This is a genomic window from Natribaculum luteum (assembly GCF_023008545.1).
In the GTDB taxonomy this organism is placed as follows: domain Archaea; phylum Halobacteriota; class Halobacteria; order Halobacteriales; family Natrialbaceae; genus Natribaculum; species Natribaculum luteum.
This window is the reverse complement of the sequence record NZ_CP095397.1, coordinates 1,470,046-1,487,715: the sequence shown is the minus strand read 5'-3', so window position 1 is coordinate 1,487,715 and position 17,670 is coordinate 1,470,046. Positions and strand designations below refer to the sequence as shown.

The following is a 17,670-nucleotide window of genomic DNA, read 5'->3' as shown; positions in this document are numbered from 1 at the left end:
CCTCGATAGGCAAGTGATAATGAGAGTGGTTGCCGACGCAACCGCAAGCCGGTTCGCGGTTGCGTCGGGACAGACTCACAGCTATCGGTACGAGTGACCGAGCGAGCGACGGGAGCGAGAAAACGGATCGCAGGTCGAGCGCGTTACTCCTCGTCGGTCTCGAGCAATCGATCCGCCATCTGCTCGGGATCGAACTGCTCTATGTCGTCGTACTCCTGGCCGACGCCGAGAAAGAGGATGGGTTTGCCAGTGACGTGGGCGATCGAGATCGCCGCGCCACCGTTGGAGTCGGCGTCGGCTTTCGTGAGGATCGCACCGTCGATCGCGATGGCGTCGTCGAACTCACGGGCGCGGTTGACAGCGTCCTGGCCCGCCACCGCTTCGTCGACGAACAGCGTCATGTCGGGGTCGACCACGCGGCCGATCTTCTCGAGTTGGTCCATCAGCCCTTCGTTCGTGTGGAGTCGACCCGCCGTATCGCCGAGGACGACGTCGACGTCGTTGGCCTCGGCGTACTCGACGGCGTCGTACAGCACCGCGGCGGGGTCGCCGCCCTGTTCGTGGGCGATCAGTTTCGTGTCGAGTGCCTCCGCGTGTTCGCGGATCTGTTCGTTGGCCCCCGCACGGTAGGTGTCGCCGTTTGCCATCACGGTCGAGTAGCCACGTTCCTCGAGATACTGCGACAGCTTCGCGATCGACGTCGTCTTGCCGACGCCGTTGACACCGGTAAAGACGATTACCAGTGGTTTGTCCTCGATCGCCACGCGCTCGTCGAAGTCGAACTGGCCGACGCTGATCACGTCGAGAATGGCGTCGCGAAGCGCCTCCTCGACGACGTCGCCCGTCGACGTGGTGAACTTCCGGGTCTCGCCGACCAGTTCGTCGCGGATGTTGTCGATGATCTCCTCGGAGACGGACATCTCGACGTCGCTCGAGAGCAAGGCGAGCTCGAGTTCGTGCAGCGGCCCCTCGAGGTCCTCTTCCTCGATGACGAACTTCCCGCGGACGAGCGACTTCGCCTTGCGACCGAAGCCAGTGGAGTTGTTCTCCTCGGCTTCCCCCTCGTCTTCTTCGGAGTCCGCCCGTTCTGCGGCCGCAACGACCTCGCCTGCCGACGGGTCCTCGTCGGGTTCTGCCGTGGGCTCGTCGGCGTCGGTGGATTCCCCGACATCTTCGGCGGGTTCTGCAGTGGACTCGACGGCGTCTTCGTCGGCTTCCGTCGCCGGCTCGAGCGACTCCTCCTCGAGTTCTGCCTCCGCTTCGAGTTCCTCCTCCTCGAGTTCTTCGTCGTCGACGGGTTCGGCTTTCTCCTCGGCCGTCTCCTCGACGTCTTTGCGGAAGCTCCCGAGTTTCTCCTTCAGACTGTCGAACATGGGGCCTTACTCGTCGGAGTCCTGCTGACCCGGACCCTGGCCCTGGCCCTGCATCTGCTGCATCTGCTGTTGCATCGCCTGCTGCTGGAGCTGCTGGGCCTGCTGTTCGAGCTGGGCGCTCTCGGCTTCGAGTTCCGAAATCTCCTCGGTCACGTCCTCGATTCGGTCGTCGAGTCGATCCTTCTTGTTCTCGAGTGCGTCGACGGCGTCGTCCTCGTCGAACTCGGCGGCGTAGTCGGCACCGAGTTCGACGATCACTTCGTCGATGTCCTCGACTTCCGCACGGAGGTACGCACCGCCGCCGAGCGGAACCTGGACGACCGACCCGCTCTCGAGAGTCTCGATCGCTTCGATCGCCTCGTCGACCTCGCTTTGTTCTTTACGGATAGCTTCGACCGTTTCCTCGAGTTCTTCGATCTGGCCCTGGATCTCCTGGAGCTGCTGGGAGAGTGCCTGGAGTTCTTGCTGGCTGCTCATCGTGCTTCGACCTCCGAGAGATCGATCTGCGTCCGTTTGAGTCCGTGGCGACTGCCGAGCTGTGAGAGGACGTGCTCGCGGGCGACGTCTTCGTTTTCGGCCTCGAGAGCCGTCTCGAACTCCGCGTAGCCGTCGCGATTCTTGAACCGACCGGTGACGGTGTACTGATTCATGTCTACCCATCCGTTGGGCAATCGGAAGAATGTTCCCTTCCCGTTCGATGGCGTCCCAGAAACTCGAGTGGCGCGTCGGCCGGCAGTACTACTCGAGGTAGCCCAGCGCGTCCTCGATACGGCCGAGTTCCGGACCCGTCGTGTCCTCCCCGACGACGTATCCCGCGTCGTTCGCGATCAGTCCCGACCCGACCAGCGGCGCACCGTAGTTTATCGTGCCGACGTCGGCTCGCACGTCGAGTGCGTCCTCGAGGAAGTCCAGTTCCTCGTCGGTCGCCTTCGGGTGACAGAGCACGCCCGAGTTCGTGGCGACCGCCGCGGTCCCGACAGTTCGGACGCCCGCGAGGTCGCCCCGTTCGACGGGGACCTCGAGCGCCTCTTTGACCGCCTGGACCGCCTCCCGTGGGAGGTCGGGATGGACGTACGCCCCGTAGTCGTTCGCGAGGACGACGTTACCGGCGGCGTTGATACTCCCAGGCAGTTCGACGATCGGGAGGTCCACCGCCTCTTCGAGGCGCTCGCGTTCGTACTCGAGGATGCGGCTGCTGACGAGCAGCCCGTTCTCGTTGCCGGTCGCGAGCGCGCCGACCGTCGAGGAGCCGCCGATCGTCGTCGAGACGGCGGGGGCCTCGAGTTCGTCCTCGAGGTCGGCGACGATGTCGTCGTCGACGTCGTGGCGAACCAGCACGTAGTCGTCGGTAGCACGCGCGAAGACGCCGACGTACGCCGAGCCGGCGAAGGAGACGCGTAGCAAGTTACTCGGCGAACTCGGCTTCGACGACCGGTTCGCCCTCCTCGTCGAAGCGGGCCGCGCGGACGCGGAGCTTCCGTGGCGGGTTGGACCGACCGTTCGACCAGACGGCCTCGTTGATCGAGGGGTCGAGTCTGATCGCGTCTTCGTCGACCGCGAAGTGCTTTGCGAGGTGTTCGCGGACGATCGTCATCGCGCGGTTGGCGGCCTCGTGGTTCGCCCCCGCCTTGACGTCGCGAAGCGGTACCGTTACGACCCGTTCTTCGAAGTCACTTGCGCTCATTATTCGTCAGTGTCGCTGCGTCGCCAGTTGCGCCGCTTGGGGTTTCGCTGCGTGTCCATGTCGGTCTTGAGCATGACCCAGGCCGGAACGCGGCTGTTCTGGTTCTCGAGTTTGGCCAGGCGCTTTTTCTTGGCCTTCGACTTCTTGCCCATAGTGGGCGGACGTAACCCACGCTGGCTTAAAATCTTGTCCATTCAGTCGAGCACCGACCCGTCGGAGCCGTCGTCGACGGTTTCGCCGCGCGCGGGGCTCACTCGAGTGGAAACGACTCGACGGTCGAGTAGACCGGGCCCTCGTCGGTGAGGGTACTCTCGGTCAGGCGAACCTCCTCGACGACCGTCTCGCCGACCGTCGGCGCTCGCTCGGTGACGAGCTCCTGGACCAGCTCTTTCCCGCCGGCGTGTTGCATCCGCGCGAGGGTGGCGTGGGGCGTGAAATCGTGGCTCTCCGGATCGAACCCTATCGCCGTCGTCCGGTCCTCGATCGCCTCGTAGAGGCACGTCAGCTCCTCGCTGCCCTCCTCGACCCCGAGCCAGAGGACGCGGATGTACTCGAGATCGGGGAAGACGCCCAGTCCGCCGAACCTGGCGGTGAACGGGTCGACGTCGGCGTCGGCGACTGCGGCCTCGAGTTCGCGCGTCAGCTCCGGCAGTTGCGCCTCCTCAACGTCGCCGAGAAACTTCAGGGTGACGTGGACCTGCTCGGGATCGGTGAAGTTCAGCCCGCTGGCGTCGGCGAACTCCTCCTGGAGCCGTGCGACCGGCTCCGTCAGCTCCGGCGGCAGGTCGACGCTGACGAATAGACGCATAGCGGACGTTCGCCGTCGGGTTCCTTGAAGCTATCCTGTACGGACCGCTGGACGTCCGTCCCGCAGCGACCGCGTCCCGGCGGGTGGTCGCTGCGAAAACGAGGGACAGCAGACCGTATGATCGGAGAGGCGATCCGCTCGAGCGATCCGACGGGTCGCGAGCGCAGACCTTAACCGGGACGCGGCCCAATTTCGCGTCGATGACCGAACGAGAGGGCGATCGCGACCACGAGCACCAGTTCTCCGAAGGTGCCGGCTTCGACGATCCCTACGACGAGTTCGACCTCGACCCGCCGGAGCTGGGCGTCGACCCCGCGAAGGTCGACCCCGTCGACTCCCGCGTCGTGACCGACTTGCTCGACGAGCGCAACGTCGCACTCGACGACGTCGACGCCGGAGAGCTGCTCGAGGTCGGCCTCAACTACATGCAGATCAATCGCTTCGAGCAGGCGACCGAGGCGTTCGAACGAACCGCCCGATTCGCCGCCGCCGACGACCTCGAGCAGGAGGCGTGGGTGAACAAGGGCGTCGCCCACGCCGAACTCGAGGAGTGGGACGAGGCGATCGGTGCACACCGCGAGGCGCTGCAGATCGACGACTCGAGCGAACACGCCGCGACGGCGGAGACGAACCTCGCCTACGCGCTCTGGGAGTTCGGCGAGACCGCACAGGCACTCGAGCACGCCGAACGGGCCGTCGAGATCGACGAGCGGTTCGCCGAGGGCTGGTTCAACCGCGCGTTCTTCCTCTCCGAGCGTGGTCTGGTCGAGGACGCCCTCCACTGCATCGACAACACGATCCGACTCGGCATGCGCAACGCGAAGGTACTCGAGGAGAAAGCCGAGATCCTGGAGGAACTCGGCGAGTACGACGAGGCCGAAGAGCTCGCCGAGGAGGCAAACGAGATGCGAGAACGTGCCGAGGAAGAACTCGTCGAGCAGCGAGAGCAACTTCAGGGATGAGCCGAATGCTCGTCAAGGAGCGCGAAACCGAAGAAGGGCTGTTGGTCGCCGTCTGTGACAGCGAGATTTTAGGCGAGACATTCGAGGAGGGCGAGGTCTCGCTGACCGTCACCGAGGAGTTCTACGGCGGCGACGAGGTCGACGACGGCGTCGTCGTCGACAGCCTCTCGCGGGCGACGGTCGCCAACATCGTCGGTACCGACGCCGTCGAACTGGCCGTCCGGGAGGGCTTCGTCGACGAGGCGAACGTCCTCGAGGTGGGGTCGACACGTCACGCGCAGTTGTTACGGATGTACTAGGATCCGAGACGGGGACGTCGGTGACGTCGCCAGACCGTTTCTCCGGTCCGTCAGTTCCGATCGCAGTCATCAGCCGGGGGTTCGAGTGCCGCGAGAGGAGACGATAATGGCCCGAACCCACGGTTTCACCGGGAGAAACTGTGGGTGCTTTTATATTATCTGTCCATACTAACGAGAAGATGACAGACGATGAGGAAGACGAGATACTCGCGTTACTCGAAGACGAGTACGCCAGGTCGATCCTCATCGAAGCGAGCGACGAACCGATGTCCGTCGATCGACTTACCGAGCGCTGTGATGCGTCGCCGCCGACGATCTATCGACGAATCGACCGCCTCGAGGAGCGAGACTTCGTCGAGTCCTACCAGGAACTCGACCCGGACGGGCATCACTACAAAGTGTACAGTACGCGACTCGAGCGCGTGGCGATCGAAGTGGCCGACGGCGAGATGGATCTCGAGGTTCGACGTCGCGAAGAAGACCCCGCGGATCGGTTCACCCGGCTGTTCGAGGATCTGTGATCGCCATGGACTGGACACCACTGCAGACGGGAACAAGCGCGGAAACCGCCGCCGTGCTCGTGCTTCTCGGCCGGGCGGTCGCGTTCGTCGTCGCGCTGTGGATCGCGAACAGGGCCTACCGTGGGTACCGACGAGCGAGCGATCCGGCGTTGCTCTGGCTCGCACTCGGCATCACGCTACTCGCAGCCGTTCCGACCGTCGTCCGATTCCTGGTACCGACGTTGACCGACACCTCCCAGTTGCTGACGACGGTCGCCGCGACCGGCAGCGAGATCGTCGGCCTCGCGGCGATTCTCTATGCGGTGTACGGACGACCGTGATCACGACTATACCGATGACCCCAACTACGATGACGACCACGACGGCAGACGGCGACGGCAGTGCGATCCCCCTCATTCGCTCCGTCGTCGCGGGCCGTCACGGGCGCTGTGGACGTCCGACGGCCTCGAGACCAGAAGTGGAGGTGAATGTGAGGTTAGGGAAGTGGAGGTGGGAGTCGTGAACGTCGACGCGAGGACTACCGCCGGATCCGTGGCAGCCACGGCCACGTTCGACGAGTGGACGACGATCTTCCTCGTGGGAGCAGCCAGCGCGATCCTCGGCGCGATCGTCGCGTGGACGGCCTACCGCGGCTACGTCCGCAACGACAGCCGGCCGATGCTATTTCTCGCCATCGGCGTCGTCTTCCTCACGACCGTTCCGTTCGTCCTTTCGTATACGATCGACTTGCTGCTGTCGGCGACCGACGCGCAGGTGCTGCTCTCGATCACCGCCTGTCACCTGCTCGGACTCCTCGCCATCGTCCGCTCGTTCAAGCGACCGAACCGATCGCGACCTCGAGATCGACCATGACCGCCGACTGTCACCCCGGAACCGGTCCCGGCCCGTTCCAGGCGAAACGAGGGGCGATCCTCGCCGCGTCCACAGACGGTCGCGAGACGGACGCGTGCCGACACCTCGAGCGACGAACAGCCGGCAGATTGCGAGGTGAGGTCGAATGAGCGCAAGCGAACTCGCAGGCGACTTCCGCCGGACCTGTCGCTGGTTCGTCGGAGTCGTCGTCCGCAAACAGACGTACTACAGCCTGCTGTATCTCTCGCTCGCGTTCCCGCTCGGCCTCGCGTACTTCGTGTTCCTGGTCGCAGGGGGGATCACGTCGGCCGCCCTCGTCGTCCTCCTCGTCGGGATTCCGATGCTGCTCACCATGCAGTTCGTCGTGATCGAGTTGACCGCCCTCGAGCGGTGGCTCGCCTCGAGCCTGCTCGACGCAGAGATACCGACGTCGGCACCGCCCGAGGACCTTCGCAAACGTGCGTGGCGACTGGTCTTCGATCTCGGGCCGTGGAGAGGGCTCGTCTTCCTCTTTTCCAGGTTCTTCATCGGTATCGGGACGTTCGTCGTCGTCGTCACCGGCCTCTCGGTCACGTTCACGCTCGTGACCGCACCGCTTCACTACCAGAACGAGCAGATCGGCATCCACGTCCTCAATCCGATCGAGGTCGTCCCGGAGATCGCCTACCAGCACGACGAGTGGGCCGTCGACGTCTCCTCGACGATCACGGTCGCCGGGGGCGAAGTCATCTCGAACTACGCCGATTCGCTCGGGGATGCGCTGGTCGTCTCGATCGTCGGCGTCGTCGTGGGAATCGTCGTCTTGCACCTGTTCAACGGGCTGGCGTGGCTCCAGGCGCGGTACGCCGAACTGCTACTCCGACGGACACAGCCGTCGGTGATCTCCGAACTCCGCTCGAAGTGAGCGCGCCAACGCGATCGACTGGACGAAAGCCGGACGAGCCGTCACGGACCAGTGCAAGGCCACGCGCGACCGCGAACGACCACGGGAATTTTGTCGGCTCGCGTCCTCGCAAGCAGTATGCAATCGAGACTGTCACGCACGATCGATCGATTTCGACGGCCGGAGTACACGGGTGAAAACAGGTGCCCGCCGTGTACGGTGGTCAACGTCGCGATCGCCGTCGCCCTCGCGATCGTCACCGCGGTCGTTTCGCCGCCGCTGGGGATCGTCGTCGGCCTCGTCTCCCTGCTCGCAATCTACCTGCGGGGCTACCTCGTCCCCGGCACGCCCACGCTGACCAAACGCTACTTCCCGGAGTGGCTGCTGGCGAAGTTCGAGAAGGCACCCGCCTCACCCGCCGTCGACCAGCGGGCGACCCAAGAGCGTCAGCGAGACGCCACCGACGCCGTCGAGGACGAGGACGTAGATCCCGAGCGAGTGCTCCTCGAGGCCGGCGTCGTCGCCGACTGCGTCGACGGGACCGACCTCTGTCTCGCCGACGACGTCGCCGAGCAGTTCCGGTCGCGGATCGACGATTTGCGAGGCGGCGACCGACAGGAACAACTCGCTGACCGTTTCGACATCGATCCCGAGCGGGTTCGACACCGCGACCTGGAGAGTCACGTCTTCGTGACTGTCGACGGTCGTCGCGCCGGCCGCTGGGAGTCCGACGCCGCGTTGCTGGCCGACCTCGCCGGGTTCGACGTCCTCGAGACGCGGCTGGCCGACTGGGAGACGTTCCCGCTCGAGACCCAGAGCCAGCTCGTCGCCAGTCTCCGGGTGTTCGTCGAGCGATGCCCGAGTTGCGAGGGGGAGATTTCGATCGGCGAGGAAACCGTCGAATCGTGCTGTCGGGCACACGAGGTCTACGCGATCACCTGCGACGACTGCGGGGCGCGAGTCATCGAAGTCACGCAGTGAGGGGTGTGGCTCGAACAGCGAGCGATCGGTCGTCGACCGGTCTTTCCCATCCAAACGGCCGCGACCGAAGGAGTGTTTTGTCTGCGGTTCTTCCTAGCCAGTAATGAGTCAACAGGACGTCGAGGATCTCGACGTGGAGCGGATCCGGACGGACTTCCCGATCCTCGAGCGGGAGGTAGACGGCAAGCAGGTGGTCTACCTCGACAACGCGGCGACGACCCACACGCCAGAGCCGGTCGTCGAGGCGATGAGCGACTACTACCGGCGGTACAACGCGAACGTCCACCGTGGCATCCACCACCTGAGCCAGGAAGCGTCGGTCGCCTACGAGGACGCCCACGACCGGGTCGCCGAGTTCGTCGGGGCGAGCGGCGGCCGCGAGGAGATGGTCTTCACCAAGAACACCACCGAATCGGAGAACCTGATCGCGTACTCGTGGGGGCTGTCCGAACTCGGCCCTGGCGACGAGGTCGTGCTGACGGAGATGGAACACCACGCCTCGCTGGTCACCTGGCAGCAGATCGCGAAGCGAACGGGTGCCGACGTCAAGTACGTCCGGGTCGACGAGACCGGCCGACTCGACATGGACCACGCTCGCGAGTGTATCACCGACGACACCGCCATGGTGAGCGTCGTCCACGTCTCGAACACCCTCGGGACGGTAAATCCCGTCTCGGAACTCGCCGACATCGCCCACGACCACGACGCGTACATCTTCGTCGACGGCGCACAGGCCGTCCCCACCCGGCCGGTCGACGTCGAGAAAATCGACGCCGACTTCTACGCCTTCTCCGGTCACAAGATGGTCGGACCGACCGGCATCGGCTGTCTGTACGGGAAAGCCGACATCCTCGAGGCCCTCGAGCCCTACCACTACGGCGGCGGCATGATCCGAAAGGTCACCTTCGAGGACTCCACGTGGGGCGACGTTCCCTGGAAGTTCGAACCCGGGACGCCGCCGATCGCCGAGGCGGTCGGCCTCCACGCCGCCGTCGACTACCTCGAGGAGATCGGCATGGAGCGGGTTCGCGACAGGGAGGAGACCCTGACCGAGTACGCCTACGACCGACTCGCCGCCGAGGACGACGTCGAGATCTACGGCCCCGAACCGGGACCAGAGCGAGGCGGCCTGGTCAGTTTCAACCTCGAGGGCGTCCACGCCCACGACCTCACCTCGATCCTGAACGACCACGCCGTCGCGATCCGCGCCGGCGACCACTGCACCCAGCCGCTGCACGACAAACTCGGCGTCGCCGCGTCGGCTCGTGCGTCCTTCTACGTCTACAACACCCGCGAGGAGATCGACGCGCTCGTCGAGGCGCTCGAGGACGCGCGGACGCTGTTCGCCTGACTTCCGTCGAGACGGCCGGTTGCGACTGCAGAGGGGGTATTAGCCCCTCTCGTGGAATCTAACACGTTATTCTTCAGCGTGGAAGTCGTACGTTCCCTCGCCGAGGTGAGAACGATGCACGAGAGAACCATCGGTCGTCCCGGCACGGACAGGGACCCGTTCGAGACCCTGGTCGACGTTCTCACCGCGGCGACCCGATACGATCTCGTTCTCGGGATCGTACCGCTTGCGTTCACGGTTGCGCTGGTCGTCGCGCACGTGGCGGGTGTTCCGCTGGCCTGGGCGCTCGCCCTGGCCGCCGTCGTCGGCCTCACTGCGATCGCCGACGCGGTGTTCCTGCACCCGCCCGTCGACCAGGAGGTGACGGATCGTTCGCCGACTACCCAGCGACCACGCGAGCGAGATCGACCGACGTAACTGGTCGCCGTTTCGGAGACCGGACCGTTGGTCATTTTTGTCGACCGTCGTCGCGAAGCACGACCGTCCGCAGGTACGCGTGTCGCTACTTGCCCCGGAATCCTTTTACAGCACACTTCCTTACGTGTGTTCAACGATGGGACTTGGCTCGGACATGTACCGACAGCAGATCCTCGACCACTACAAGAACCCCCGCAACTACGGGGAACTCGAGGATCCGACGTTCAGCCACGTCGGCGAGAACCCGATGTGTGGCGACGAGATTCGCATGGACATCCGTCTGGCCGACGACGGAGAGACGATCGAGAACGTCGCCTTCTCCGGGGACGGTTGTGCGATCAGCCAGGCCTCGGCGAGCATGCTCTCGACGAAACTCGCGGGCAAGACCGTCGACGAACTGCTCGAGATGGATCGCGACGACGTCATCGACATGCTCGGCGTCGACATCTCGCCGATGCGGGTCAAATGCGCCGTGCTGGCCGAGAAGGTCGCACAGGACGGCGCGGAGATCTATCGCGGCGAACTCGACAAGGAGAAGACGACGACGACCGAAGACTAGTTTTCCGCTGAAGTCGCTCGCGTTTTCGTCGCCGGCCACACGCTTACCCGTCGGTCTCGCATGACGTCCGTATGGTCGACACCGCCGTCGGCTTCGTGCTCGGCGCGATCGTCGGTGCGATCGCCACGGCAGCCGGCTCGTACCTCCTCTACTGGAAGCGCGAACGCGACGCCACCCGCCGACTCCGGCGAGCGTTCCTCGAGGAACTGCAGGCCTACGAGTACGTAGACGAGTTCGTCGCCGACGGCAGCTACGAGCGCGTCACTGAACGCGTCGAAGAGCCCGTGATTTACGAATCCGCAGCGGCCGACCTCGGGCTACTCACGGAGGCAGAGATCGGCCGCCTGGTGGCGTTCTACAGCGCGATCTACTGGCTGGAGGGACTCGAGGATCCGGAGGACAAGAAAGACCGAATCGAGGGCGTCGTCGAGAACCGGCGGGCGGCACTCGAGGCACTCGAGCGCTGACCCGGAGACGGGACGGAGTGCTCGAGTCGCGTGGCTTCGGTGGCGGGGTCCGTTCACGTCGGTTTCGGCCGTTTCCAGTCGGTTCGCTTCCAATTTCGTCGGATCGCGCTTTGCCGCGACGAGGACGGCGTAGCTCGGGTTACTCCGGCTTCAGCCCCTCGTCCTGGACGCGCATGACCGCCTCGCCGTCGGCGAGGTTCGGCGCGTCGACGAGGCGGACGATCCGCTTGTCGCCTTTGGACTTGCGGAGGTAGATCCGGAACGTCGACTTGTGGCCCAGGATGTTCCCGCCGATGGGCTGGGTCGGGTCGCCGAAGAACGAATCGGGGTTCGACGCGACCTGGTTCGTGACGATGACGGCGGCGTTGTAGAGGTTGCCGACCTTGTCGATGTCGTGGAGGTGCTTGTTGAGCTTCTGCTGGCGGTCGGCGAGTTCGCCACGGCCGACGTACTCCGCACGGAAGTGGGCGGTCAGCGAGTCGACACAGAGCAGGCGGACGGGATACTCGCCGTCCTCGTGTTCGCTCGCGAGTTCCTTCGCCTTCTCCGCCAGCAACATCTGGTGGTTGGAGTTGAACGCCTTCGCGACGTGGATCTTCTCGAGGAAGGCGTCGACGAGTTCGCCCATCGCCTCCTCGTCGTCCGGCGAGCCCTCGATCTCGCGGTCCTCGAGGGCGGCCTCGATCGCCTCATCGGGAAGCCCGCGGACCATGTCGTCGATGCGCTCGGGGCGGAACGTGTCCTCGGAGTCGACGAAGATGACACTGCCGTGGAGCCCGCCGACCTCCTTGGGGAGCTGGACGTTGACGGCCATCTGGTGGGTGACCTGGGACTTGCCCGCACCGAACTCGCCGTACACCTCGGTGATCGACTGGGTCTCGATCCCGCCGCCGAGCAGGTCGTCGACCTCGTCGATGTGCCAGGAGAGTTTGCCGATCTTGTTCCGTCGCTCGAGGACCGTCGAGCCGGTCTCGAAGCCGCCGACGTCGGCGGCGTCGCGAGCGGCCTTGACGATGTCCGCTGCCGTGGACTCGCCGACGTCAGCGGTGTTCGACAGTTCGGAGGGGGACGCGACGGCCAGACTCTGGAAGGAGTCAAAGCCCGCGTCGAGAAGTTTGTCTGCTGTCGCCGGTCCAACGCCGGGGAGGGTCTCGAGGTCTACGTCTGCCATGGTCGGTCGTTGCGCCGGACACCATATAAAGCCTCGTTAACAGGGGAGTGAAAGTGAAAGTGCAAGGTGGCGAGGGGATCATCTCGAGGCGAACGGGCACCTTTAGATAGGAAGACGAGCGGCGCGAGTCGATCTGTCGCCGCTCGAGCGGGACGGTTCGGTCGTCGAATCACACTGGGTGACTATCCTCGACTGCGATAGTTTAACTATCAGCAATCCAGAAATAGAGCCGATGAACGGCACCCGCAGACGAGCCCTCCAGACCATCGTCGTCGCGACCGGCAGCGTCGTCGGTCTCGCCGGCTGCCTCGAGAATCCGCTGGCCGCCAGCGACGTCGTCGACGAGACGCACTCGGTGACCGGCAGCGAGCTCCGATCGCCCGAGAAGACGACGGCGCGAATCGACGAGTCGATCGCCGACTACGGCGAGCACGGCGTCTGGGGGACGGCGATGACGGAACCGGACCACGGACTCGAGCTGGTCGGCGGAGGGTACGCGGAGACGGTCGACGAGGGGTCACTCGAGACGGACCACCTGCTCGCAGTCTACGAGAACCCGGCCCGGGCGAGCGGTGAGACGCGGACGTACAACCTCTGGTTCTGGAGCGGTGTTCGGCCGACCGCCGACGGGCCGACGGTCGAGCGGATCGAAACCGGCGTGGCTCTTTCGACCGATCAGTTCTCGATGGGACAGTACGCACCGGCGGGCGACGCCGGACGTGACGGCTCGGCCGCGGTCGGAATCGGGGTGTTCGACGTGGCGACACCGCGAGTCGAGTTCCCCACGGCGGGCGGGACCGTCGCACCGCGGGCCGACGGCACGGGAGTCGGCGACGGCGGCGGCTTTTACGCCACGTGGACCGGCGAGACGACGAGCACCCAGTCGCTACTCGCAACCTGCGAGATCGAGGGGCCGGGACTCGAGGCACTCGAGTTCGAGTGGACGACGACCATCACGATCGACGAGTGATCACTCCCAGGGGTGACGGCCGCTCGCGCTCGGCCACAGCGGGTACCAGTACTCCTTCTCCGGTTCGACCTCGAGTTCGCCGTCGAGGACGGACTCGAGTTTGAACTCGGCGCTCGAGTCGCGGTTCCGACCGGAGCGGGGTGCGAAGGGGTAGAACGCGCCGCGACGGAACGAGTAGATCCAGTAGGCACGTCCATCGGGGTCGTCCGGCTTCTCGAAGGCGAAGACGGCGGCGAGCAGTCGCGAGCCGTAGCCGCGCTCGATGAACGTGTCGGCGGCGAAGTGCAGGCTCGTGATCAGGTCCTCGGGATCGTCGTCCTCGATGACGACCCAGTGGTAGCCGTGGTCGTCCTCGGTCAGCGAGAACGTGCTGCCAGTTTCCTCGCTGCCGGCTTCGAGGATGGCCTCGACGTCGTCGACGGTTTCGGCGAAGTCGCTCGAGTCGACGCCGGCGAAACACAGCGCCCCGGCCCCGGCGAAGTCGTAGCCGAGGTCGGCTCCCATCGTGAGATAGGCGGTGCTCATCCCGAAGAGATCCTCGGGGTCGGCGTCGCGGCTGGCGTCCGTCTCGGCGCGAATGCCGAGGACGGCACGGAGTCCGTCGAGCAGTCCCATAGGTCCACTGACGGGTGCAGTTCCTTAATACGATCCGTATCAGGCGGCTTCCATCTCGCGCTCGAGCTGGCGGAGCTGGTCGACCCGGCGTTCGGTCGAGGGATGGGTCGAGAAGAGCCGACCGACGACGCCGGACTTGATCGGGATGATGAAGAAGGCGTTCATCTCGGCTTCCTCGCGCAAGTCGTCTTTCGGGACCTTGTCCATCTCCCCGGAAATCTTCAGCAGGGCGGAGGCGAGCGCCGAGGGTCGGCCCGTGATGGCGGCGGCCCCGCGGTCGGCGGCGAACTCGCGGTACCGCGAGAGCGCCCGGATCAGCAGGTAGCTGACGATCCAGACGATCAGCGAGACGAGGATCGCGACGACGATCCCACCACCGCCGCCGTTACGGCCGCCGCGACCGTGGCCGCCGCCGAAGAACGCGCCCCAGCGGACGATCATGAACGCGATCGTCGAGAGGAACGAGGCGATCGTCATCACCATCATGTCGCGGTTTTTCACGTGCGAGAGTTCGTGCGCGAGGACGCCGTCGAGTTCCTCCCGGTCGAGCGTCTGCATCAGCCCCGTCGTCACCGCGACGGCGGCGTTGCGCTGGTTGCGACCGGTTGCGAACGCGTTGGGCACCCGGCTGTCGACGACGGCGACTTTCGGCTTCGGCAGGTCGGCCTGCTGGGAGAGCCGTTCGATCGACGCGTGCAGCTGGGGGTACTCGTCGGCCGAGACCGTCTTCGCGCCCATGCTCCGGAGGGTGAGCGTGTCGCTGAAGTAGTACTGGACGAACGAGAAGCTCGCGAACAGCAGCGCGAAGACGAACAGGCCGCCATCGACGTAGGCGGTGATCACTCCGGCGAAGACGATGAACAGGGCGAACAGCAGGAACATCGTCAGGAACATCCGAAACCGCAATCCCCAGTCCGTCTGCCACTCCATAGGCGACGATACGTGCCGAGGCGGGATAAGTGTCGCCGAAGCGACCGCCACTCGGGGCGACGATCCGGACCCCCGTCGTTTCGCGTGGAGACCACCCCACGCGGCTCCGTCTGACGAGGTCGAACCCGTGAACCGTCCGACGACCGTCAGACTCGTCTCTCGACCGATCGGTTCCGGAGCCGACGGCGACGGCGACGACTCGTTCCACGATCAGTTCGTTCGAGCAAAAACCGCGATACGTGGCCGTCTCGAGCGACCACAAACTCGAGTCGGCGACGCTCACGGCCGACGGGACGACCTGCCGTGTACCGTGGCCGCAACCCCCTCGTTTCGGGTGGAGTTTTCCGCGGGTGAGAATTGGGATGCGATCGGACCCCTGCGTTTCGTGTGGAGATTTCGCACGAAACCGTGGTACTGCATAGCGCTCGAGCGAACGGGTCGCTTAACTCGATCGGTCACGTACCGTGGGTAATGACTGAGTCGCGTGCGTTCTGCCCTCGCTGTGGTGATCCGGTGCCCGACCGCACCGAGAGCGGCGCGTCGGACCCGCTGCGACCGGGTGCTGAGGTCGACCTCTGTGACGCCTGTTACTTCGAGGACTTCGAGTTCGTCGACGCGCCCGAGCGGATCGACGTCCGCGTCTGTTCGCAGTGTGGCGCGGTCTACCGCGGCAACCGCTGGGTCGACGTCGGCGCGAAAGACTACACCGACGTCGCGATCGAGGAGGTGAGCCAGGCCCTCGGCGTGCACGTCGACGTCGACGACGTCGCCTGGCAGGTCGAACCCGAGGAGGTCGACGAGAACACGATCCGGATGCACTGTTATTTCACCGGCGTGGTCCGCGGGACGCCGGTCGAAGAGCAGGTGACGATACCCGTGAAGATCTCCCGGCAGACCTGCACCCGATGTGGCCGGATCGCGGGCGACTACTACGCCAGCATCGTCCAGATTCGCGCCGAGGACCGCACCCCGACGACCGAGGAGACCGACCGGGCGCGAGAGATCGCGAACCAGGTCGTCGCCGACATGGAAGCGACGGGCGATCGCAACGCCTTCGTCACCGAGGTCGGCGAGGTCGACGAGGGGCTGAACATCAAGGTCTCGACCAACAAGATCGGCAAGAAGATCGCGAACAAGATGGTCGAGGAGTTCGGCGGCACCGTCACCGACGCCGAAACCCTCGTCACGGAGGACGAAGACGGCAACGAGGTCTACCGCGTGACGTTCGCCGTCCGCCTGCCACCGTACACGCCGGGCGACGTGATCGACCTGCGAGACGACGGGGACGGCCCCGTGCTCGTCCGCAGCGCCCACGGCAATCTCAAGGGAACCCGGGTGACGACCGGCGAGCGGTACGAGGCAGGCTACGAGGAGGGGAACTCCCCGGACGCGAGACGACTCGGCACGCTCGAGGACGCCGTCGAGACGTCCGTCGTCACCGTCGAAGACGAGAACGCCGTGCAGGTGCTCGATCCCGAAACCTACCAGGCCAAGACCGTCGCACGGCCGGATTACTTTGACCCGGACACCGAGACCGTCCCCGTGCTGAAAAGTCGCGCCGGACTCCACGTGTTGCCCGACGAGACCGAGACCGATGCGTGAGCGCGAGGACGACGCCCCCGCGCCGTCGCTCGCGGGCGAGGCCGACGCGCCGCTGGCTGCCGTCGTCGAGAAACGACGCTCCGAGACCGCCATCGAGTCCCTGCGGACCGAGGGCGTCTACGACGACTCGAGACGCGTCCGCGAGTACGACTCCGAGACCGTCGCCCTGCCGGTGAGCGAACCGCCGAGCGAGACCCGCGTTCGCGAGGTGATCAGGCAGATCGACCCCGACTTCCGAACCAGAGACCTCGAGGACGTCCTCAGAGAGCGCGGCTGGAGCGACGACGACCTCGAGGCGGTTCCCGGGTCGTGGGCTGTGATCGGCTCGGTCGTCCTCGTGCGGATTCCCGACGACTGTCCCGACGAGACGGCACTGGGCGAGGCGCTGCTCGAGTTCCACGGGGAGGCCGACGCCGTACTCGCGGACGAGGGGATCGAAAACGACGGCGAGTCGGGGACGTATCGGGAACCCAAGCGCCGACACGTCGCGGGAGAGCGAGACACCGAGACGATCCACGCGGAACACGGGACACGCTACGCTCTCGATCCCGCGAACGTCATGTTCTCGCCGGGCAATCAGGCCGAGCGCGTCCGCATGGGCGAGACGACGGCCGACGACGAGCACGTCTTCGACATGTTCGCCGGCATCGGCTACTTCACACTGCCGATGGCCCGCGCCGGCGCGCGGGTGACGGCGACCGAGATCAACCCGACTGCGTTCCGATATCTCCTCGAGAACGCGATGCTCAACGACGTCAGCGAGCGAGTCGACGCCTACCGGGCCGACTGTCGCGACCTCGCGAGCGACCTCGAGGCCGACCGCGTCGTCATGGGCTACTACGGCAGTGCCGACGGTACCGACGAGACGGGCCACGGTACGCGCACGGACGAAGCACACGAGTTTCTCGACCACGCACTCGAGGCACTCACGTCCGGCGGCGTCCTCCACTACCACGAGGCGACGCCGGAGTCGCAGCTGTGGGACCGGCCGCTCGCCAGACTCGAGTCCGCCGTCGACGCGGCGGGACGCTCGCTCGAGGTACTCGAGAAGCGACGAGTCAAGAGCCACAGCGCGGGCGTGGCACACGTCGTCGTAGACGCTCGCGTCGACTGATGCTGCCTGCTGTTCCCTGTTTCTCGAAACCCCCGAACTGTCCGGCGAGTGTGCCGGGACTGACGAACAGCAGACGGTATGACCGGACCCATCCGGCGGGCGGGGTCGAGC

Annotated in this window: 25 protein-coding genes; 15 read left to right on the top strand and 10 right to left on the bottom strand. The window is 65.5% G+C overall.

Going from position 1 to position 17,670, the window contains the following annotated elements; genetic code table 11:
- Nucleotides 1–143: 143 nt before the first annotated feature.
- From ftsY to thpR, 7 genes are all read right to left on the bottom strand, one after another.
- Nucleotides 144–1,373 carry a signal recognition particle-docking protein FtsY gene (gene ftsY, locus MU558_RS07620; RefSeq protein ID WP_246973725.1) on the bottom strand — a complete coding sequence of 410 codons (1,230 nt, stop codon included), beginning with the start codon at nucleotides 1,371–1,373 and terminating at the stop codon, nucleotides 144–146.
- A gap of 6 nt (nucleotides 1,374–1,379) precedes the next feature.
- Nucleotides 1,380–1,850, bottom strand: coding sequence for a prefoldin subunit alpha (gene pfdA / locus MU558_RS07615; protein WP_246973722.1), 471 nt, complete (start codon nucleotides 1,848–1,850; stop codon nucleotides 1,380–1,382).
- The gene (gene rpl18a, locus MU558_RS07610; protein ID WP_246973719.1) at nucleotides 1,847–2,023 is read right to left on the bottom strand and encodes a 50S ribosomal protein L18Ae; all 177 of its coding nucleotides are present in this window, start codon (nucleotides 2,021–2,023) and stop codon (nucleotides 1,847–1,849) included. The genes pfdA and rpl18a overlap by 4 nt, the downstream gene beginning before the upstream one ends.
- Before the next feature lie 88 nt (nucleotides 2,024–2,111).
- Nucleotides 2,112–2,777 (bottom strand): translation initiation factor IF-6, encoded by a 666-nt coding sequence (locus MU558_RS07605; protein WP_246973716.1) that lies wholly within the window; start codon nucleotides 2,775–2,777, stop codon nucleotides 2,112–2,114.
- A gap of 1 nt (nucleotide 2,778) precedes the next feature.
- Nucleotides 2,779–3,057, bottom strand: coding sequence for a 50S ribosomal protein L31e (locus MU558_RS07600; RefSeq protein WP_246973714.1), 279 nt, complete (start codon nucleotides 3,055–3,057; stop codon nucleotides 2,779–2,781).
- Nucleotides 3,057–3,209, bottom strand: a complete 153-nt coding sequence (locus tag MU558_RS07595) for a 50S ribosomal protein L39e (RefSeq protein ID WP_246973712.1) — start codon at nucleotides 3,207–3,209, stop codon at nucleotides 3,057–3,059. The genes MU558_RS07600 and MU558_RS07595 overlap by 1 nt, the downstream gene beginning before the upstream one ends.
- 98 nt (nucleotides 3,210–3,307) lie before the next feature.
- Nucleotides 3,308–3,865, bottom strand: a complete 558-nt coding sequence (gene thpR / locus MU558_RS07590; protein ID WP_246973710.1) for an RNA 2',3'-cyclic phosphodiesterase — start codon at nucleotides 3,863–3,865, stop codon at nucleotides 3,308–3,310.
- 200 nt (nucleotides 3,866–4,065) lie between these two features.
- Between thpR and MU558_RS07585 the strand changes: the two genes are divergently transcribed.
- From MU558_RS07585 to MU558_RS07530, 12 genes are all read left to right on the top strand, one after another.
- A complete protein-coding gene (locus tag MU558_RS07585; protein ID WP_246973686.1) occupies nucleotides 4,066–4,827 on the top strand; it encodes a tetratricopeptide repeat protein in 762 nt (253 codons plus the stop codon).
- 5 nt (nucleotides 4,828–4,832) lie between these two features.
- On the top strand, nucleotides 4,833–5,126 hold the full coding sequence (locus tag MU558_RS07580; protein ID WP_246974873.1) for a DUF424 domain-containing protein: 294 nt from the start codon (nucleotides 4,833–4,835) through the stop codon (nucleotides 5,124–5,126).
- A gap of 179 nt (nucleotides 5,127–5,305) precedes the next feature.
- Nucleotides 5,306–5,647: an ArsR/SmtB family transcription factor gene (locus MU558_RS07575; protein ID WP_246973681.1), complete on the top strand. Its 342-nt coding sequence runs from the start codon at nucleotides 5,306–5,308 to the stop codon at nucleotides 5,645–5,647.
- 5 nt (nucleotides 5,648–5,652) lie between these two features.
- Nucleotides 5,653–5,967: a DUF7521 family protein gene (locus MU558_RS07570; RefSeq protein WP_246973678.1), complete on the top strand. Its 315-nt coding sequence runs from the start codon at nucleotides 5,653–5,655 to the stop codon at nucleotides 5,965–5,967.
- A 178-nt stretch (nucleotides 5,968–6,145) separates the two neighbouring features.
- A complete protein-coding gene (locus MU558_RS07565) occupies nucleotides 6,146–6,499 on the top strand; it encodes a DUF7521 family protein (protein ID WP_246973677.1) in 354 nt (117 codons plus the stop codon).
- Nucleotides 6,496–6,648 carry a hypothetical protein gene (locus MU558_RS07560; protein WP_246973675.1) on the top strand — a complete coding sequence of 51 codons (153 nt, stop codon included), beginning with the start codon at nucleotides 6,496–6,498 and terminating at the stop codon, nucleotides 6,646–6,648. The genes MU558_RS07565 and MU558_RS07560 overlap by 4 nt, the downstream gene beginning before the upstream one ends.
- On the top strand, nucleotides 6,645–7,403 hold the full coding sequence (locus MU558_RS07555) for a sensor domain-containing protein (RefSeq protein ID WP_246973673.1): 759 nt from the start codon (nucleotides 6,645–6,647) through the stop codon (nucleotides 7,401–7,403). The genes MU558_RS07560 and MU558_RS07555 overlap by 4 nt, the downstream gene beginning before the upstream one ends.
- Nucleotides 7,404–7,520: 117 nt before the next feature.
- A complete protein-coding gene (locus tag MU558_RS07550; protein WP_246973671.1) occupies nucleotides 7,521–8,363 on the top strand; it encodes a DUF8054 domain-containing protein in 843 nt (280 codons plus the stop codon).
- A gap of 103 nt (nucleotides 8,364–8,466) precedes the next feature.
- Nucleotides 8,467–9,714, top strand: a complete 1,248-nt coding sequence (locus MU558_RS07545; RefSeq protein WP_246973669.1) for an aminotransferase class V-fold PLP-dependent enzyme — start codon at nucleotides 8,467–8,469, stop codon at nucleotides 9,712–9,714.
- A 114-nt stretch (nucleotides 9,715–9,828) separates the two neighbouring features.
- Nucleotides 9,829–10,131 (top strand): DUF8015 family protein, encoded by a 303-nt coding sequence (locus tag MU558_RS07540; protein ID WP_246973667.1) that lies wholly within the window; start codon nucleotides 9,829–9,831, stop codon nucleotides 10,129–10,131.
- A gap of 136 nt (nucleotides 10,132–10,267) precedes the next feature.
- On the top strand, nucleotides 10,268–10,690 hold the full coding sequence (gene sufU, locus MU558_RS07535; protein ID WP_246973666.1) for a Fe-S cluster assembly sulfur transfer protein SufU: 423 nt from the start codon (nucleotides 10,268–10,270) through the stop codon (nucleotides 10,688–10,690).
- A gap of 71 nt (nucleotides 10,691–10,761) precedes the next feature.
- On the top strand, nucleotides 10,762–11,157 hold the full coding sequence (locus MU558_RS07530; RefSeq protein ID WP_246973664.1) for a hypothetical protein: 396 nt from the start codon (nucleotides 10,762–10,764) through the stop codon (nucleotides 11,155–11,157).
- 139 nt (nucleotides 11,158–11,296) lie between these two features.
- On the opposite strand, the gene radA is transcribed toward MU558_RS07530, so the two are convergent.
- Nucleotides 11,297–12,328 (bottom strand): DNA repair and recombination protein RadA, encoded by a 1,032-nt coding sequence (gene radA / locus MU558_RS07525; protein WP_246973654.1) that lies wholly within the window; start codon nucleotides 12,326–12,328, stop codon nucleotides 11,297–11,299.
- 232 nt (nucleotides 12,329–12,560) lie between these two features.
- Here radA and MU558_RS07520 point away from each other — a divergent pair, with 232 nt between their 5' ends.
- Nucleotides 12,561–13,298 carry a hypothetical protein gene (locus MU558_RS07520; protein ID WP_246973653.1) on the top strand — a complete coding sequence of 246 codons (738 nt, stop codon included), beginning with the start codon at nucleotides 12,561–12,563 and terminating at the stop codon, nucleotides 13,296–13,298.
- Here the strand turns inward: MU558_RS07520 and pspAB are convergent, their stop codons facing one another.
- Nucleotides 13,299–13,913, bottom strand: a complete 615-nt coding sequence (gene pspAB / locus MU558_RS07515) for a PspA-associated protein PspAB (RefSeq protein WP_246973649.1) — start codon at nucleotides 13,911–13,913, stop codon at nucleotides 13,299–13,301. It abuts the gene before it with no gap.
- A gap of 39 nt (nucleotides 13,914–13,952) precedes the next feature.
- On the bottom strand, nucleotides 13,953–14,843 hold the full coding sequence (gene htpX / locus MU558_RS07510) for a zinc metalloprotease HtpX (RefSeq protein ID WP_246973647.1): 891 nt from the start codon (nucleotides 14,841–14,843) through the stop codon (nucleotides 13,953–13,955).
- A gap of 471 nt (nucleotides 14,844–15,314) precedes the next feature.
- On the opposite strand from htpX, the gene MU558_RS07505 reads away from it, so the two are divergent.
- A complete protein-coding gene (locus MU558_RS07505; RefSeq protein ID WP_246973645.1) occupies nucleotides 15,315–16,445 on the top strand; it encodes a 60S ribosomal export protein NMD3 in 1,131 nt (376 codons plus the stop codon).
- Nucleotides 16,438–17,559 (top strand): class I SAM-dependent methyltransferase, encoded by a 1,122-nt coding sequence (locus MU558_RS07500; RefSeq protein ID WP_246973624.1) that lies wholly within the window; start codon nucleotides 16,438–16,440, stop codon nucleotides 17,557–17,559. Before MU558_RS07505 ends, MU558_RS07500 begins: the two co-directional genes overlap by 8 nt.
- Nucleotides 17,560–17,670: the final 111 nt, after the last annotated feature.

Bases quoted from the DNA above. Each gene is read 5' to 3' on its own strand.
- ftsY (WP_246973725.1), bottom strand. From the start codon at position 1,373: ATGTTCGACAGTCTGAAGGAGAAACTCGGGAGCTTCCGCAAAGACGTC.
- MU558_RS07595 (WP_246973712.1), bottom strand. From the start codon at position 3,209: ATGGGCAAGAAGTCGAAGGCCAAGAAAAAGCGCCTGGCCAAACTCGAG.
- MU558_RS07545 (WP_246973669.1), top strand. From the start codon at position 8,467: ATGAGTCAACAGGACGTCGAGGATCTCGACGTGGAGCGGATCCGGACG.
- sufU (WP_246973666.1), top strand. From the start codon at position 10,268: ATGGGACTTGGCTCGGACATGTACCGACAGCAGATCCTCGACCACTAC.
- MU558_RS07600 (WP_246973714.1), bottom strand. From the start codon at position 3,057: ATGAGCGCAAGTGACTTCGAAGAACGGGTCGTAACGGTACCGCTTCGC.
- MU558_RS07505 (WP_246973645.1), top strand. From the start codon at position 15,315: ATGACTGAGTCGCGTGCGTTCTGCCCTCGCTGTGGTGATCCGGTGCCC.
- MU558_RS07555 (WP_246973673.1), top strand. From the start codon at position 6,645: ATGAGCGCAAGCGAACTCGCAGGCGACTTCCGCCGGACCTGTCGCTGG.
- MU558_RS07570 (WP_246973678.1), top strand. From the start codon at position 5,653: ATGGACTGGACACCACTGCAGACGGGAACAAGCGCGGAAACCGCCGCC.
- radA (WP_246973654.1), bottom strand. From the start codon at position 12,328: ATGGCAGACGTAGACCTCGAGACCCTCCCCGGCGTTGGACCGGCGACA.
- MU558_RS07550 (WP_246973671.1), top strand. From the start codon at position 7,521: ATGCAATCGAGACTGTCACGCACGATCGATCGATTTCGACGGCCGGAG.
- rpl18a (WP_246973719.1), bottom strand. From the start codon at position 2,023: ATGAATCAGTACACCGTCACCGGTCGGTTCAAGAATCGCGACGGCTAC.
- thpR (WP_246973710.1), bottom strand. From the start codon at position 3,865: ATGCGTCTATTCGTCAGCGTCGACCTGCCGCCGGAGCTGACGGAGCCG.
- MU558_RS07575 (WP_246973681.1), top strand. From the start codon at position 5,306: ATGACAGACGATGAGGAAGACGAGATACTCGCGTTACTCGAAGACGAG.
- MU558_RS07500 (WP_246973624.1), top strand. From the start codon at position 16,438: ATGCGTGAGCGCGAGGACGACGCCCCCGCGCCGTCGCTCGCGGGCGAG.
- MU558_RS07585 (WP_246973686.1), top strand. From the start codon at position 4,066: ATGACCGAACGAGAGGGCGATCGCGACCACGAGCACCAGTTCTCCGAA.
- pfdA (WP_246973722.1), bottom strand. From the start codon at position 1,850: ATGAGCAGCCAGCAAGAACTCCAGGCACTCTCCCAGCAGCTCCAGGAG.
- htpX (WP_246973647.1), bottom strand. From the start codon at position 14,843: ATGGAGTGGCAGACGGACTGGGGATTGCGGTTTCGGATGTTCCTGACG.
- MU558_RS07530 (WP_246973664.1), top strand. From the start codon at position 10,762: ATGGTCGACACCGCCGTCGGCTTCGTGCTCGGCGCGATCGTCGGTGCG.
- MU558_RS07520 (WP_246973653.1), top strand. From the start codon at position 12,561: ATGAACGGCACCCGCAGACGAGCCCTCCAGACCATCGTCGTCGCGACC.
- MU558_RS07560 (WP_246973675.1), top strand. From the start codon at position 6,496: ATGACCGCCGACTGTCACCCCGGAACCGGTCCCGGCCCGTTCCAGGCG.
- pspAB (WP_246973649.1), bottom strand. From the start codon at position 13,913: ATGGGACTGCTCGACGGACTCCGTGCCGTCCTCGGCATTCGCGCCGAG.
- MU558_RS07540 (WP_246973667.1), top strand. From the start codon at position 9,829: ATGCACGAGAGAACCATCGGTCGTCCCGGCACGGACAGGGACCCGTTC.
- MU558_RS07580 (WP_246974873.1), top strand. From the start codon at position 4,833: ATGCTCGTCAAGGAGCGCGAAACCGAAGAAGGGCTGTTGGTCGCCGTC.